The organism is Streptomyces sp. NBC_01216 (assembly GCF_035994945.1).
GTDB lineage: Bacteria > Actinomycetota > Actinomycetes > Streptomycetales > Streptomycetaceae > Streptomyces.
This window is the reverse complement of the sequence record NZ_CP108677.1, coordinates 525,056-541,111: the sequence shown is the minus strand read 5'-3', so window position 1 is coordinate 541,111 and position 16,056 is coordinate 525,056. Positions and strand designations below refer to the sequence as shown.

The 16,056-nt window shown below is 74.7% G+C and carries 12 protein-coding genes; 2 read left to right on the top strand and 10 right to left on the bottom strand.

The window, feature by feature from the left end:
- Positions 1–2: 2 nt before the first annotated feature.
- From OG393_RS02335 to OG393_RS02300, 8 genes are all read right to left on the bottom strand, one after another.
- Positions 3–689 carry a GntR family transcriptional regulator gene (locus tag OG393_RS02335; protein ID WP_327372837.1) on the bottom strand — a complete coding sequence of 229 codons (687 nt, stop codon included), beginning with the start codon at positions 687–689 and terminating at the stop codon, positions 3–5.
- Positions 690–762: 73 nt separating this feature from the next.
- The gene (locus OG393_RS02330; RefSeq protein WP_327372836.1) at positions 763–2,172 is read right to left on the bottom strand and encodes an aldehyde dehydrogenase family protein; all 1,410 of its coding nucleotides are present in this window, start codon (positions 2,170–2,172) and stop codon (positions 763–765) included.
- A complete protein-coding gene (locus OG393_RS02325; protein WP_327372835.1) occupies positions 2,169–3,170 on the bottom strand; it encodes a proline racemase family protein in 1,002 nt (333 codons plus the stop codon). The genes OG393_RS02330 and OG393_RS02325 overlap by 4 nt, the downstream gene beginning before the upstream one ends.
- 29 nt (positions 3,171–3,199) lie before the next feature.
- Complete coding sequence (locus tag OG393_RS02320) at positions 3,200–4,063, bottom strand: dihydrodipicolinate synthase family protein (RefSeq protein WP_327378283.1); 864 nt, start codon at positions 4,061–4,063, stop codon at positions 3,200–3,202.
- A gap of 141 nt (positions 4,064–4,204) precedes the next feature.
- The gene (locus OG393_RS02315) at positions 4,205–5,731 is read right to left on the bottom strand and encodes an FAD/NAD(P)-dependent oxidoreductase (RefSeq protein ID WP_327378282.1); all 1,527 of its coding nucleotides are present in this window, start codon (positions 5,729–5,731) and stop codon (positions 4,205–4,207) included.
- Between the two features lie 82 nt (positions 5,732–5,813).
- Positions 5,814–6,161, bottom strand: coding sequence for a (2Fe-2S)-binding protein (locus OG393_RS02310; RefSeq protein ID WP_327378281.1), 348 nt, complete (start codon positions 6,159–6,161; stop codon positions 5,814–5,816).
- 44 nt (positions 6,162–6,205) lie between these two features.
- The gene (locus OG393_RS02305) at positions 6,206–7,486 is read right to left on the bottom strand and encodes an NAD(P)/FAD-dependent oxidoreductase (protein ID WP_327372834.1); all 1,281 of its coding nucleotides are present in this window, start codon (positions 7,484–7,486) and stop codon (positions 6,206–6,208) included.
- Positions 7,487–7,617: 131 nt separating this feature from the next.
- Positions 7,618–8,997 carry an aminopeptidase P family protein gene (locus OG393_RS02300; RefSeq protein ID WP_327372833.1) on the bottom strand — a complete coding sequence of 460 codons (1,380 nt, stop codon included), beginning with the start codon at positions 8,995–8,997 and terminating at the stop codon, positions 7,618–7,620.
- A gap of 215 nt (positions 8,998–9,212) precedes the next feature.
- Here OG393_RS02300 and OG393_RS02295 point away from each other — a divergent pair, with 215 nt between their 5' ends.
- Positions 9,213–11,582 (top strand): collagenase, encoded by a 2,370-nt coding sequence (locus OG393_RS02295; RefSeq protein ID WP_327372832.1) that lies wholly within the window; start codon positions 9,213–9,215, stop codon positions 11,580–11,582.
- 185 nt (positions 11,583–11,767) lie between these two features.
- Here OG393_RS02295 and rox read toward each other — a convergent pair whose 3' ends face one another.
- Both rox and OG393_RS02285 read right to left on the bottom strand, forming a co-directional pair.
- Positions 11,768–13,204: a rifampin monooxygenase gene (gene rox / locus OG393_RS02290; RefSeq protein WP_327372831.1), complete on the bottom strand. Its 1,437-nt coding sequence runs from the start codon at positions 13,202–13,204 to the stop codon at positions 11,768–11,770.
- A gap of 339 nt (positions 13,205–13,543) precedes the next feature.
- Positions 13,544–13,984: a protein-tyrosine phosphatase family protein gene (locus OG393_RS02285; RefSeq protein ID WP_327372830.1), complete on the bottom strand. Its 441-nt coding sequence runs from the start codon at positions 13,982–13,984 to the stop codon at positions 13,544–13,546.
- A gap of 348 nt (positions 13,985–14,332) precedes the next feature.
- On the opposite strand from OG393_RS02285, the gene OG393_RS02280 reads away from it, so the two are divergent.
- A complete protein-coding gene (locus OG393_RS02280; RefSeq protein ID WP_442817395.1) occupies positions 14,333–16,012 on the top strand; it encodes an IclR family transcriptional regulator domain-containing protein in 1,680 nt (559 codons plus the stop codon).
- Positions 16,013–16,056: the final 44 nt, after the last annotated feature.

Here is a 16,056-nt window from a genome sequence, read left to right as displayed (position 1 = left end):
CGTCACTCCGCCGGCGGCCGAGCGGCACCGCCCCGGGCCCACAGCGAGCGGACATGGCTGAGGTGCCGGACCATGCACGCCTCCGCGCCCATCGCGTCGCCCGCCAGCATCAGGTCGAGCAGCTCCAGGTGCTCCTCGGCCGACGGCAGCAGCTCGCCCCGCTCGTCCAGCGCCGTCAGACCGTAGAGCCGGGACCGCTTGCGCAGGTCCCCGACCGTCTCGACCAGCCGCTCGTTGCCCGACAGACCCAGCAGCGTGAGGTGGAAGCGCCGGTCGGACTCCAGATAGCCGATGAGGTCGTGCGCACGGGCCGCCGCCACGATGTCCTCGGCGATCGGCCGCAACGCCCGCAGGTCCTCCCGGTCGGCGGTCAGGGTGACCCGACCGACGGTCGGCACCTCGATGAGCAGCCGGATGTCGGTGTACTGGTCGAGATCGCGTTCGTCGACCTCGGTGACCCGGAAGCCCTTGTTGCGCACCGGCTCGACCAGACCCTCGCGCGCCAGATCGAGCATGGCCTCCCGGACCGGGGTCGCCGAGATCCCGAAGTCCTCCGCCAGGCCCGGCGCCGAGTAGACCTGGCCCGGCTTCAGTTCACCCGATATCAACGCGGCCCGCAGGGCGTGCGCCACCTGGTCGCGCAGCCGCTCGCGGGTGGTGATGAGGTGGCTCTGCTTCAGATGGCCCATGTGCCGTTCTCCGACTTCCGCTCGTCGCGCCGACGCCCGGCTCTCGGGGCGGACGCCGCACCAGCGTACAATGTCACGTTTTCACGGTGGGTGACAGAGTGTAGGTGCGACTGGACGTGTAGAACTCCAGCGCGGACCTGCCTTGCTCACGGGGCCCGTGGCCGGAGGACTTCGTTCCACCGAACGGGAGGTGGAAGTCGACACCCGTCGACGGCGCGTTGACGCGGACCATCCCGGTGTCGAGCCCGTCCAGACCGTACAGGGCCGCGTCGAGGTCCGAGGTGTGCACCGACGTGACCAGTCCGTACGGAACGGAGTTGGCGATACGCACCGCGTCGTCGAGGTCCGCCGCGGCCAGCAGCGCCGCCACCGGGCCGAAGACCTCCTCCCGGAGCAGCGCGTGGTCCGGCCCCGGCGCGTCCACCAGGACCGGCGGCGCGTACCAGCCGGGCGAGGACGGGCCCTCGCACCGGAGGAGATCGGACAGGCCGCCGGGGGCTGCCCGCACCCGGTCCCGGGCCGCCCGGCCGATCAACGGGCCGCAGACGGTGGCCGGATGCGCCGGATCGCCCACCGGCAGACCGCGCAGTGCCTCCACGAGCGCCTCCCGCAGAGGCTTCCGGGCGGCGCCGACCGCGATGACCCGGCTGGTCGCCGTGCACTTCTGCCCCGCGTACCCGGCGACGGCGGCGGCGAGATCGGCCGCCGCCCGGCCGATGTCGGCGTCCGGCAGCACGATCGCCGCGTTGAGCCCGCCCATCTCCGCCTGCACGGGCACACCGCGCTCGGTCGCCGCGCGGATCACGGTGCGGCCGGCGGCCGTGGACCCCGTGAAGGAGAGCGCGTCGCAGGCCGTGATCAGGGCGGCTCCCTCGGCCGCCCCGCCGGGCACGACCGTGAACACCCCGTCCGGCAGTTCCCGCCCGACGAGTTCGGCCAGACGCAGCGCGCAGGCCGTCGCCTCCGGCGCGGGCTTGAGGACGACGGCGTTGCCGGCGGCCAGGGCCGGTGCCGCCTTCCAGCCGGGGATCGCGTAGGGGAAGTTCCACGGGGTGATCAGCCCGGCGACTCCCCGGGGGCGACGGCGTGTCATCAGCAGGCCCGGCCCGAGCGCCGGTTCGTGGACCTCGCCGACGGGATCGTGCGCGAGCTGGGCGTAGTACCGCCAGATCGCCACGGTCCGGGCGACCTCGGCGCGGGCTTCCGCCACGGGCTTGCCCACCTCACGGACCGCGAGCGCGGCCAGCTCCTCGGCGGCGGCCTCGACCGCGGCGGCGACACGGCCCAGCGCGGCCGAGCGGACCCCGGCGCCGGCGGCCCGCCAGCCGGCCTGGGCGACGCCCGCCCGTTCGGCGGCGCCGACGGTGGCGCGGGCACCGGACGCGGCGCACTCCACCACCAGGTCGGAGGGGTCAGCCGGGTTCACGGACCGGATGACATCGGAGCCGGAGCCGGAGCCCGGGACGGTGGTCGTGGACGTCACAGCAGGAATCCTCCGGGGAACGGGTCTTCGGGGTCGAGGAAGTACTGGGCGGTGCCGGTGATCCATGCCCGCCCGGTGATGACGGGCACCACCGCGGGTGCCCCGCCCACCTCGGTCTCCTCGGTCAGCCGGCCGGTGAACCGGGTACCGATGAACGATTCGTTGACGAAGTCCCGTTCCAGCGGCAGCAGTCCGCGCGCGTGGAGCTGCGCCATCCGCGCGGAGGTGCCGGTGCCGCACGGGGACCGGTCGAACCAGCCGGGATGAATGGCCATGGCGTGCCGCGAGTGCACGGCGTCCGAACCCGGCGCGGCGAGGTAGACGTGTCTGACGCCGGCGATGTCCGGGTGGACGGGATGCGCGGGCCGGTCCGTCTCGTCGATCGCCGCCATGATCGCCAGCCCGGCCGTGAGGAGCTCGTCCTTCCGCCCACGGTCGAACGGCAGGCCGAGCGCGTCCAGTTCGACGAAGGCGTAGAAGTTGCCTCCGAAGGCCAGGTCGTAGCGGACCGTGCCGAGGCCGGGAACCTTCACCTCCCGGTCCAGGGCGGCGCAGAACGCGGGCACGTTGGTGAGCGACACGGCCTTCGCGGCGCCGTTCTCGACCCGTACGTCCGCCCGTACCAGACCGGCCGGCGTGTCGAGGCGGACGGTGGTGACCGGCTCGACGACGGGGACCATGCCCGTCTCCACCAGCACGGTCGCCACTCCGATGGTGCCGTGCCCGCACATCGGCAGCAGTCCGGAGACCTCGATGTAGAGGACGCCGTAGTCGGCGTCCGGCCGCGTGGGCGGCTGGAGGATCGCCCCGCTCATCGAGGCGTGGCCCCGCGGCTCGTACATCAGCAGGGTGCGGAGGTGGTCGAGGTGCTCGGTGAAGTGCAGTCGCCGCTCGGCCATCGTGGCCCCGGGGATCACCCCGACGCCCCCGGTGACGACCCGGGTGGGCATGCCCTCGGTGTGCGAGTCGACGGCGTGGAACACATGACGGGTACGCAACGTGGGACTCCTCTCGGTCCGGTGCGGGCTCAGTGCCGGCCGTCGGCGACGGCCTTCTCGCTGGCGGCCCGCACCTCGTGGGCCACCGCGCCTTCGAGGGGCGAGCGCGGCGGACGGCAGGGGCCGCCGGGTCGGCCGGCGATGTCCATGGAGAGCTTGATCGACTGCACGAACTCCGTCTTGGAGTCCCAGCGCAGCAGCGGGTGCAGGGCCCGGTACATCGGCAGGGCCCGCTCCAGGTCGCCGGAGACGGCCGCCCGGTACAGCTCCGCGCAGGAGGCGGGGAAGGCGTTCGGGTAGCCGGCGACCCAGCCGACCGCGCCCGCGACGGCCAGTTCGAGCAGGACGTCGTCGGCGCCGATCAGCAGATCGAGGTCCGGGGCCAGTTCGCCGATCTCGTAGGCCCGGCGGACGTCACCGCTGAACTCCTTGACCGCCACGATGTGCCCGGCGGTGTGCAGTTCGGCGAGCAGGTCCGGGGTGAGGTCGACCTTGGTGTCGTACGGGTTGTTGTACGCGACGACCGGCAGTCCCGCGGCGGCCACCTCTGCGTAGTGGGCACGGACGGCCGCGGGGCCGGCGCGGTAGGCGTTGGGCGGCAGCAGCAGCACGGAGCCGCAGCCCGCCTCGGCGGCCTGTTCGGCCCAGCGGCGCGACTCGGCACTGCCGTAGGCCGCGACGCCCGGCATCACCCGGGCGCCGTCGCCGGCCGCCTCGACGGCCGTGCGGACGACCCGGGCCCGCTCCTCGGCGGTCAGCGTCTGGTACTCGCCGAGCGAACCGTTCGGCACCACCCCGTCGCAGCCGTGGTCGAGGAGCCACCGGACGTGCTCGGCGTAGGCGTCGAAGTCGACGGAGAGGTCGCCCCTGAAGGGGAGGGTGGTGGCGACCATGATGCCGCGCCAGGGCCGGGAAGGAGCCCAGCGCGGGGAGGCGGGGGAAGAGGGGGAGGCGGTCACGAGGTGCCCTTCTGGAAGGTGGGGTGCCGGATCGCCGAGGGGGTGCCCGGCGGCCGGCGGCTGTCGTCGGAGAGGTCAGTGGTGTGGCCGCCGCGGCGCCGGAAGCGGCTCGTCGGCCGGCGCGCCGTCCCGGTCGGGTGCGGGGCCGGGTGGGGACGCCGGTGCCAGGGACGCCAGGGTGCCCAGCGTCACGGGCACGGCCGGGGTGCGCCGCTCGGGTGAGGCGGGCAGCGCCGCCGCGCCCCGAGCCCGCCCCGCGGTTCCCGGGCGCGCCAGGCAGGCGACGGCCGCCCCGCACACCCGTCCCTGGCACCAGCCCATCCCGGCCCGGGTGAGGAGCTTCACCGACCGGGCGTCACCGGCGCCGAGCCCGTCGACGGCCGCGCGGATACGGCCGGCGGTGACCTCCTCGCAGCGGCAGACCTCCGTCGCGTCGTCGAGCCACTCCGGCCAGCCCTCGCCCGGCGCGTGCGCGCGCGTCATCAGCCCGGCGAAGGCCCGGAGCCTCGCCCGGGTGCGCAGCAGCGCCCGCAGCCGGGCGGGCGGCACGCCGGTCCCCGTGCCGCGCAGTCGCCGCACCACCGCCAGGCCCGCCAGCTCGCCCTCGGCCAGGGCCAGCCGGGAGCCGCCGGGGCCGGCGGTCTCGCCCGCGGACCAGACTCCGGGCACCGAGGTCGCCTGCCCGGTGTCGAGTACGAGGGCCTCCGCGCCGTCCGCGGCACGGCGCACGGCGCAGCCGAGCGCCGAGGCCAGTTCGATCCGGGGCACCAGCCCGTGTCCCACGGCGACCGCGTCGCAGTCGAGGCGGCGTCCGGTACCGGGCACCGGTCGCCAGTCGCGGTCCAGCCGGGCGACGGTCACCGCCTCGACCCGGTCCGCGCCGTGCGCGCGGATCACCGCGTGCCGGGGAAAGGGGTGCGCGCCGTGCCGCAGCAGGGGTGCGAGGTGTGCGACGGCCTCGGCCGCCTTCTCGGGCACCGAGGCCACCACTCCCGGTGCGCGGGCGTAGCCCAGATAGCCCGACGCCTCGACCACGGCCGGGACACGGGCGCCCGCGGCCGTCAGCGACGAGGCCACCGCGAGCAGCAGCGGGCCGCTGCCCGCGACCACGATCCGCCGTCCGGGCAGGACGAGCCCCGCCTTGAGCAGGGCCTGTGCGCCGCCCGCACCCACCACGCCGGGCAGGGTCCAGCCGGGGAAGGGCAGATGACGTTCGGCCGCTCCGGTCGCCAGCAGCAGGGCCCGCCCCCGCACAGTCACCGGACGCCCCCGGTCCCCGTCGGGGCCGGTGACCGCGTGGACCGCCCAGCACGCTCCGGCGGCTCCTGTGCCGGGGGTGGCGAGCCGTTCGGACGCCACCGTCCACACGTGGTGTTCCGCGAGGTGGACGCCGTCGCCCGCCTCCCACCGACGGCGCAGCGCGGCGAAGGCCCGCCAGTCGTGGTGCAGCGCGTCGGGCCGCGCCGCCCCGAGGGCCGGAGCCGGATGCCGGTAGAACTGGCCGCCCAGCCGTGCGTCCCCGTCGAGCAGTGCCACCGAGAGCCCTCGCTCGGCGGCCGTGACCGCTCCCGCGAGTCCGGCGGGCCCCGCTCCGACCACCACGAGGTCGTACGGCGCGGAGGTGGTGCCCGGGGAGCCGGGCGTGCCTTCGGAGGGCGCGTGGCCGGGGTGGACGGAGTCGTCGTCAGGGGGTGTCGAGGGCGTCACGGCCGTGTCCCTTCTGGGTGGTGACGGTGTCGCCGGGCGCGGCCGGAAGCAGGCAGGCCCGGCGGTTGGGGGCGCCGTTGACGGTGACCAGGCAGTCGAAGCACTGGCCGATCCCGCAGAACGCGCCGCGCGGCCGTCCGCCGATCCGCGTGGTGCGCCAGGCGGTGATGCCCGCGCCCCACAGCGCGGCGGCGAGCGACTGGCCGGGCAGGGCGTCCACCGCCCGCCCGTCGAAGGTGAACGGGATGGGCGCGACCGGCCTCGCGTCGACGAGCGACCCTGGGGTACGGGGGCGGCGCGCGCGGCGTGCGGACCGACGGAACATGCTCTCTCCCAGCCTTCGGAGGACGGTGGACGGGACCTCGGGGTTCATGCCCGCTCCCCGGGCTCGTCCGGGGCCGGGGCGGACGCCGGACCCTCGGGACGCGGAGCGTGCGCTGAGCCGGGGGCGGCGACGGAGCCAGGCGGGCGGGGCGAGTCAGGGGGCCCGGGGAAGCCGGGGGAGAAGCGTTCCGGCCGGAACGGGCGGGGGTCCGTCCCGAGGGCGGACCCGGTCAGGAACCGGGAGATCAGCAGCCCGGTGGCCGGTGCCAGCCCGATCCCGGCGCCCTCGTGTCCGCAGGCGTGCAGCAGCCCCGGGACCCGGGGATCGGGGCCGATGGCCGGCAGATGGTCCGGAAGGTACGGGCGGAAGCCCGTGTACGCGCGCATGACCCGCACCCCGGCGAGTACCGGGAACAGCCGGGCGGCGCCCGCGGCGAGACGGCCGAGTGCCTCCGTGGACAAGGTGCGGTCGAACCCGACCCGTTCGCGGCTCGCGCCGATGAGCACCGGGCCCGCCGGGGTTCCCTCGACGACGGGCGATGTCTGCAGCGTCGCGGAGTCGCTCGCGACGTCGGCGACGTAGTCCGCCGCGTACACCTTGTGCCGTATCAGTGGTGGCAGCGGCTCGGTGACCAGCACGAAGCCGCGGCGGGGGAGGACCGGCAGGTCCGTTCCGGCGAGCCGAGCGAGCGTCCCGCCCCAGGCACCCGCGGCGTTCACCACGTGGGGGGCGTGCACCTCGGCCCCGGAGGCCGTGCGGACCCCGCGCACCGATCCGTCCGGACCGGTGAGGAGCGCGGTGACCTCCTCGCCCAGCCGGAGCACCGCCCCCGAGGCACGCAGCATCGCGGCGGCGGCCAGCGCGGGCTGCACCTGGGCGTCCTGGGGGTAGTGGAAGGCACCGGCGAGGCCCCCGGCGAGGTGCGGCTCCAGGTCGTGGAGCCGGTCGCCGGGGACCTCGTGCGCCGCGACGCCCCAGCCGGTCTGATCCTGGGCGAAGTGGCGCAGCGCCTCCAGACCCGTCACGTCCGAGGCGACCACCAGGCCCCCCTTGGGCTCGAACTCGGCCCCCGCCCGCAGGGCCCGCGGCAGTTCGTGCCACAGCCGGTGCGAGAGCAGGGCGAGTTCGAGTTCCGGGCCGGGTGCCTTGTCGGAGACGAGGAGGTTGCCCTCGCCCGCCCCGGTCGTACCGCCCGCGACCGGACCCCGGTCGAGCACGGTGACGGAGAGGCCCGCGCGGCAGGCGTAGTAGGCACAGGCGGAGCCGATCATGCCGGCGCCGACGACGATGACGTCGGGCGCCGCGGAGGAGTGTCTCGTGGGCACGTCTGTAATATTTCACATGCCACTGAGCTTGCCAAGGCTTCCGACGCGCCCTCTCCGCAGCGGTTTTCGTCCCGCCCGGCGGTGCGCCTCCCGCGTGCACCGCCGGGCGTACGGGGCTCCCGGCACCTGGTTCAGCCGTCCGTCAGCGCGCCCATCCAGGATTCGATCGCGTCGGGGGTGCGGGGCAGGGCGCCGGACATGAGCCGCGCTCCGTCCTCCGTGATCACCAGGTCGTCCTCGATGCGGACGCCTATGCCGCGCAGCTCGGGGGGCAGCGTCTCGTCGTCCGGCTGGAGGTAGAGCCCGGGTTCGACGGTCAGGACCTGGCCCGCCTCCAGCCTTCCCTCGCCGTAGGTCTCCGACCGTGCCTGGGCGCAGTCGTGGACGTCCAGGCCCAGCATGTGGCCGCTGTTGCAGAGGGTGTAGCGCCGGTGCAGTTCGCCCCGAGGGTTCTTGAGCACGCCCCAGTCCGCCAGGCCCTCGGCGACCACCCGGACGCAGGCCCGGTGGAAGTCGCCGTAGGCGCCGCCGGGGCGCAGGGCGGCGATCCCGGCCTCCTGGGCGGCCAGGACCAGTTCGTACACCTGGCGCTGGACGGACGAGAACCGTCCGGACAGCGGGAGCGTGCGGGTGATGTCGGCGGTGTAGAGGGTGTCCGTCTCCACGCCCGCGTCGAGCAGCAGCAGGTCGCCGGGGTGGAGCCGGCCGTCGTTGCGGGTCCAGTGCAGGACGCAGGCGTGCGCTCCGGAGGCCGCGATGGTCTCGTAGCCGGTGCCGTTGCCCTCGGCGCGGGCCCGCAGGTCGAAGACGCCCTCGATCCAGCGCTCGCCGCGCGGATGGGCGAGCGCCCGGGGCAGGGCCCGTACGACGTCCTCGAACCCGGTCGTCGTGTGGTCCACGGCGGACTGCAGCTGCGCGACCTCCCAGGCGTCCTTGACCAGGCGCAGCTCGCTCAGGGCGGTGGCGAGCTCGGGGTCGGTCGCGGCGTCGCGGCCGGGGCCGAGCAGGCCGAGGCGGTCGAGGTGGGCGCAGCGGATGCCGGTGAGGCGTTCGGCCTCGGCGAGGTCGGGGCGGCGACCGACCCAGAACTCGCCGTAGCGGCGGTCGCGATAGAACTCCTCCCCCCGTTCGCCGCCGTCGCGTGGGGAGCGGGGCCGGACGTACAGCACGGCCTCGTGCCCCCGGGTGCCGTCGGGCTCCAGGACCAGCACGTGACCGGCCTGGTCCTCCCCGGTCAGGCCGGTGAGCCAGACGTAGGCCGAATGCGGGCGGAAGCGGTGGTCGCAGTCGTTGGACCGGACCCGCAGCTCGCCGGCGGCGACGATCAGCCGCTCTCCGGGAAACCGGTCGGACAGCCGCGCGCGGCGGGCGGGCGTGAGCGCGGCTCCGGGCACGCGTGCCCCGTCCGGCAGGGGGGAGGGCGCCCAGCCCTCCGCCATGAAGGCGGCGAGGTCCGGGGGGACCTGGAGATCGTGGCTGACGGTGTGCGGGCGTGCGGACGCCTCGGTCATGAGAGCTCCGGGTGAGAGGGGTGGTGTGGGTGGAGGCACGGGACGGAAGCCGGGTGGGGCGTCCGTCGTGGCGGACGCGAAAACTGACGGCGCCTGGGGCTTCTCAGTGCAATTTCACATTGCTATGTTACACGCCATGCCGTCGCCCGGGCAGACCAACGGCGCTGTCCGTCGGGGCGGTTCGGCTCTCATCACCCCCCATGTCAGGAGACCTCGTGTCCCAGCACAGAGCCATGCGCACCTCCCTCCTCGCCACCGCGCTCGCGGTCGCCCTCACCGCACCCCTCGCGCAGAGCGCCCACGCGGCGGACCCCGGCGTCCCCGCCGCCTTCGCCGCGCGGAAGGCCGCCCCGGTCACCGCCGCACGCCCGGCCCACGCCTCGGACCCGCGGGACGAGGTCGAGCGCCTGGCGAAGGCCCCCGCCACCCCGGGAAAGCCCGGCGCCGCGCCCCGTGGCGTCACCGCCGGACGGGTGCCCGGCCTCCGGCCCGCTCCGGACACCGGAATCGCCTCGGACACCGCGCGGACCGCGGCCGGAGCGCCCGTCACGGCCGCCGGCGTCCCCTGCACGCTCGACGGCGTCACAGGTCTGACGCCTGCCCAGCTGGCCGACTTCCTCGCCGACCCCGCCGTCCAGGCCGAGGGCTGTCTGCGTACCCTCCTCTGGACCTGGGAAGCACGCCTCGCCCCCGTGATGTCGGACGCCCACGTCCAGGCCGTGGCCGCCCGCGTCACCTCCCTCTCCGCCGGGCACGACGGCACCGGCTCCACCCATCTCCCCGAGATGTTCACCTACCTCCACGCCGTCGCCTACCACGACTTCGGCCGCCCCGAGATCGACATCACCGACGCGCCCACCGTCGAGGCCATGCGCGCCGCGATCGCCGCGTTCGCCGCCGCCCCGCACACCTTCGACGTCACTCCCCAGAACGCCCGGACCCTCCGCGAGGCCCTCTACGCGGGCAGTGCGCCCGGCCTGCGCGAGCACCAACTCGGACTGATCGAGGACGTCCTGGCCCGGATGGACGCCGGCCACCCCGCGACCTCCGGGGACACCGCCTGGGCCGGCGCCGCGCTCGCCGCGCTCTCCGTGAACTACCTCGGCCTCTACCCCGGCAACCAGGACGCCGCCTTCCGCGCCGCCGTGGCCCGCGACCCCGGATACCGAGCCGCCTTCAAGTCCTTCGCCGGCCACACCCATCTCAAGGACACGCCGAACGCGTGGCTGGTGCGCGACGCCCTCGGCGAGTACGGACGCTTCGGCCGGATCGACAGCCTGAGGGACGAGATCGTCGCGGACCTCGGCGCGCTGCTCGGCCCGGTCGAGAGCGGCTTCGGCCTGGGCAGCGCTCCCTGGGCCTCCCTGGTCGGCTGGCTCGACTACTTCGGGGCCTGCGCGCCGTACGACGTCTGCAAAGCCGACATCGAGGCGCGGATCTTCCCGTACACCTACACCTACGACAAGGGCGCCATCACGGTGAGGACCGGACTCGACCGGGCCACCGTCGACCAGCTCTACTACGCGAGCAAGCAGGTCAAAGCGCAGTTCCACCGGGTGTTGGGCACCGAACAGCCGCTGGCCGGAGACCCCAACGACGTCCTCAGCGTCGTCCTGTACGCCTCGCGCCGGGACTACGAGACGTACCACCCCCTCCTCACCGGCATGGGCACCGAGAACGGCGGCGTCTACATCGAACGCGGCGCCACCTTCTACACGTACCAGCGCCGCGTGCCCCAGGACTCCCGTCTCACCCTCGAAGAGCTCTTCCGCCACGAGTACGTCCACTACCTCAACGGCCGCTATGCCGTTCCCGGATTCTTCGGCGAGGGCCCCTGGTACGAGAACGACCGCACCACCGCCATGGACGAGGGCACGGCCGAGTTCTTCGACGGCGCCACCCGGGACGACGGCATCGCCGTGCGCAAGTCCCTGGTGGAGGGCGTCATCAGGGACACCGCGGGCGGCGGCCCGCGCATGAGCGTCGACCGGATCCTGCACGCCACCTACGAGGGCGACGGATTCCGCTTCTACAGCTACGCCGGCACGTTCTTCGAGTACCTCTGGACGGAGCGCCCCGCGCTGCTCCAGGCCATGTACGGCTATCTCCGCGCCGGAGACGTGCGCGGCTTCGACACCTGGCGCGACCTGATCGGCGCGGACGCCGGGACCCAGCGCGACTACGACGCCTTCCTCGACCGGCAGATCGCCCGGGTGGACGAGCTGTTCGTGCCGGACACCGGTCACCGGCCGACGGCCGGACTGCGGCACGCCACGCCCGGAAGGATACGTTCCGCGTTCGCCGCCGCCACCGCTGTCACCCCCACCTGCACCAAGAGTGCCGACCCGGCCCTGCCCCGGTTCCGGTGCACCGGGCGCATCACGGCCAACCTCGCGGACGCAGGCGACCCCGACCGGGTGTTCAAGGACATGTCGGAGACCGTCGACTACTTCGTCCTCGACCGGAGCCTCGCCGGCGGGGACAACTTCGACGACATGAACTGCGCCTTCGGCCCGGTGGCCATCTGGTCCGACCGCCGTGCCGGTACCTCGGACTTCACCTGTGAAGGCCCGCTGCGCAGCTGACCGGGCGCGTCGTCCCCTGCCCCGCCCGGCCGCCCCTCCCGGGGCTCGCCGGGAGGGTGCGGGGCGGGGCCGCCGGGCTTCCGGTCGCGACGACGTCCGTCCGGCGGCGGTCCGTCCCCAGGGCGTGCGTTGATCCGGGGGCCCGCTTCCGTCCGGCGTTGGCATGCCCGTCCGGGGCCGGGTACTCAGCCGGCGGCGGCGCCGAACCACCGGGACAGGGCGGCCCGGAGATCCTCCTGGTCCTCGCCGACCCACGCGACATGACCGTCCGGCCGCACCAGCGCCGCGGGCACGTCCGGGTCCTCGCCGAAGTCGACGACGTGATCCACCCGGTCCGCCCAGCCCGACACCGAGAGCCGGCCCGTCCGGTCCAGCAGCAGGCCCCGTCCGCCGCGCATCAGTTCGTAGAGACGCCCCCGCTTCAGCCGCACGTCCCGCAGCCGCCGCCCGAGCAGCTCATGGCCCTCGCCGACGTCGTAGCGCACTCCGACCGCGGTGATGATCCCGGTCACGTACCGGTTCACCTCCTCGAAGTCCATCAGCTTCGAGAACAGGTCCCGTAGCGCCACCGCACCCGGATCGGTCCCGAGCAGCGTGATCTGCGCCCGGGTGTTGTCCAGCACGTCGGCACCCACCGGGTGCCGTTCGGCGTGGTAGCTGTCCAGAAGTCCGTCCGGCGCCCAGCCGTTCACCTCCGCGGCCAGCTTCCACCCCAGATTGAAGGCGTCCTGGACACCGAGGTTGAGGCCCTGTCCGCCGGTCGGAGGGTGGATGTGCGCCGCGTCCCCGGCCAGCAGCACCCGGCCCGCCCGGTAGCGCTCGGCCTGGCGGGTCGCGTCGCCGAACCGGGAGAGCCACCGAGGAGCGCGCACGCCGAAGTCGGTTCCCGCGACGGCCCGCAGCCGGTTCCTGAACTCCTCGAGGGTCGGGGCGGCCGAGCGGTCCTCCGACACGCCCTCGGCGGGCACGATGATGCGGTACACCCCCTCGTTTCCGTCCACGTCGGGGATCGCGCCGAACCGCAACTGGGTCCTGCGGACCTCTTCGACGACGGCGGCGACCGTCGCCGGTTCCTCGGACACCTCCATGTCGCCCAGCAGCGTCTCGACCGTGGCGGGCTGACCGGGGAACCCGATGCCGGCCAGCCCGCGCACCGTGCTGCGGCCACCGTCACAGCCGACGAGGAAGCGCGAGCGCAGCCGTGTCCCCTCCGCCAGCCCGACGGTCACCCCGTCCTCGTCCTGGCTGAGCCCGACCACCTCATGGCCCCGCCGGATCTCGGCACCGAGCCCCCGGGCGTGCTCCTCCAGCAGCCGCTCGGTGACCGGTTGTGGCGTGGCGAGACCATAGGGGTGCGCCGTGTCCAGCCCCTCCGGCCACGCCTTGTGGACGCCGCCGAACAGCCCGCCCACCCGGAAGGTCTCACTGACCGCGAGGAAACGGTCCAGCAGGCCACGCTGGTCCATGATCTCGACGCTCCGCGCGTGCAGGCCACGCCCGCGGGACTGTCCCGTCGGCTCCGCGAGCCGCTCCAGTACGACCACCCGCACGTCGGCCAGCCGCAGTTCGGCCGCCAGCATCAGCCCGGTCGGTCCGCCGCCGACCACGATCACATCGATCATGTACACATCCATTCGAGGAAGAGGGGTGCCGCCTCCCCGGCGTACGGTCCGGCGTCGCGCCCGCCCGCGCTGCGCCGCCGCACGCCCGCGGGTGCCCGACGTACGCCACGCGTGTCCCCGGGGACGGACGGGGGCACCGCTCGGCCGTCGGCTCCGCGGGGCTCCGGCTTCGGTCGGCCATTCTGCGGCAGCACCGGGGCCTTGTCGCAAGGCCCCCCGTGCGCTATAGGTTGAGAGTGGCGAGGAGCATGTGAGGTCCTTGCCCTTTCTTTCGCGGTCGTCCGCCGTGCCGCGCCGGAACCACCGCCACGGCGGGGAGCCACGGCCGGGTGCCGGCCCTCACACCCGGTCGGCGAAGTGGCGCACATAGCGCCGCTGCCACGGGGTCTCCACCGCGCGAGCGTGGTAGTGCCGCCGCACGTACGCCACGGCCCGATCGGGCGGGACACCGTCCAGGACGGCCAGGCAGGCCAGGGCGGTGCCGGTCCGGCCGCGACCGCCGCCACAGGCGATCTCCACGCGCCGGTCCACCGCCCGCTCCCAGCTCTCGGCGAGCACCGTCCGGGCGTCGGCGGGGCTGCTGGGCAACCGGAAGTCGGGCCAGCGCAGCCACCGGACCTCCCAGGGAACCCCGCCCGCCGGCGGCCTGCCCAGGAGGTGGACGGCGAAGTGGGGCGTCGCACCCGGCGGAAGCGGGCGACGCAGTCCGCGCCCGCGGACGAGCCGCCCGGAAGGCAGCGGCAGAACACCGGTCCCCGTCTCGTCCCAGGTGGCGATCACGCGTTCACCCTACTGCCGCGCCTGGCGCGCCGTGTCCGTAGGGGAGCGGCGCCCGGACGGCATCCGCGGCCGTGGCTCGGGCGGACGACGAACCCGGCCGAGACCGCCCCGCGTGGACACCCGCGACCCCCTGCCACCGGTCTTCACTACGGTGTCCCCACGATCCGTCAGGGAGATCCCATGCCAGCCACCGAGTCCGCACCGCCCGCGGAACCCGCGCCGGAGTCCGTCCCCACCACCACGACCAGGCGGACCACACCCGACGCCCTTTCCGGCGACGCCTCCGCCGAGCGGCCCGGTGCCCGCTCCGCCGACGGCGCCGGGGCGGCCTCCGGTCGCGCGTCCGTCATGTTGCCCGCGTCCCCGTCCGTGCCCGAGGCCGCCGGAGCCTCCGGGACCGAGACGGACTCCCGTGCCGGAATCCCTCCGGAGGCCGTCGGTCCCTTGCTGCGCGGCATCAGCGTCCTCCGGCTGCTCACCGAGGCCGACGGCACGCTCGGTCTCGGTGAGCTGGAGCGCGGCACCGGACTGGCGCGCGCCACGGTCGACCGGGTGGCCGGCACGCTCGCCCGCATGGGGTACGTCCGCCTCGACGGACGTCAGGTCTTCCTGGCCCCGCGTCTCATGGAGCTGGGCAACGCCTACCTGGCCGGCCTGCGCCTCCCCGATCTGATCGGACCCCACGCCGATGCCCTCGCCGAGGAGCTGGACGAGTCCGTCTCGCTCGCGGTCGCGGACGGCGACGGCATCCGCTTCGTCCACCAGTCCACCCGCCGCCGCGCGATGTCCCTCAGCTTCCGCATCGGCGACCTGCTGCCCGCCGAGCGCACCGCGCCCGGAGCCGTGTTCGCCGCCGGATGGACCCCGGAGGACTGGGCACGACGCCACACCACCACCCCCGAGGCGCGGCTCACGGACGGCGGCGCGGGCGAGGAGGGTTTCGCCGAGCGCGCCCGGCGCGCGGCGGACCAGGGCTGGGCGCTCGACGACCAGCTGATCGAGCCCGGTCTCATCGCCCTCGCCGTCCCCGTACACGGGCCCGACGGAGCCGTGGTCTGCGCCGCCGGGGTGGTCAGTCACACCAGCCGGCACAGCGCGTCGTCGCTGCGCGAGAAGGTGCTGCCCCGGCTCGTGGCAGCGGCCCGGAGCTGGGAGGAGGTGCTGCGCCGGACACCTCGGGTCCGTCCGCCCGCCCTGCCGCCCTCGGGCCTGGCGAGCTGGACGCGCGCGTCGAAGCAGGAGCTCGGCCGGGGATTCGTCGAGTCCCTGGCCCGGGGGCTCACGGTCCTCACGGCCTTCGGCGACGGGCGGGCCGCACTCGGACTGGCCGATGTGGCCGTGGCGACCGGACTGGCGCGGGCCACCGCTCGGCGGGCCCTGATCACCTTCCGGCACCTCGGCTACGTCGAGGCGCAGGGGCGTCTGTTCCGGCTCACCCCCCGGGTCCTCGCCCTTGGCTACCCCGCGCTCGCCCGGCTGTCACTGCCCCAGATCGCGGCACCCCACCTCGCCGAGCTGTCCCGGCGGGTACACGACTCGGCCTCCCTCGCGGTCCTCGCGGGCGACGACATCCGCTACACCGCACGCGTGGCCACCCGGCGGATCATGAGCGTCCACATCACCGTCGGGACGCGCTTCCCCGCCCACGCCACGTCGATGGGACGCGTCATGCTCGCCGGACTCCCGCCCGCCGACCGCGCACGGTGGCTCGCCGGCATCGAGCCGGCGGCCCTCACCCCGCACACGGTGACCGCGCGCCGGGAGCTCGCCGCGATCCTGGACCGGGTCCTGCACCAGGGGTACGCCCTCGTCGACGAGGAACTGGAGCAGGGGCTGCGTTCGATCGCCGTCCCGGTGCGGGACCGCACCGGGACGGTCGTGGCCGCGGTCAACGTGGCCATGCACAGCAGTCGCCGCGATGCCGGGGAATGCGTCACCCAGGTCCTGCCCGAGCTGCGCGACGCGGTCGCCCGGATCGAACAGGACCTCCGGACGGCGGGACGCTTCGCCCGCGTGCCCGAGGTCTGAGCACCGCCGAGCCGCACCGGCCCCGGCGGACCGACCCACCGGGC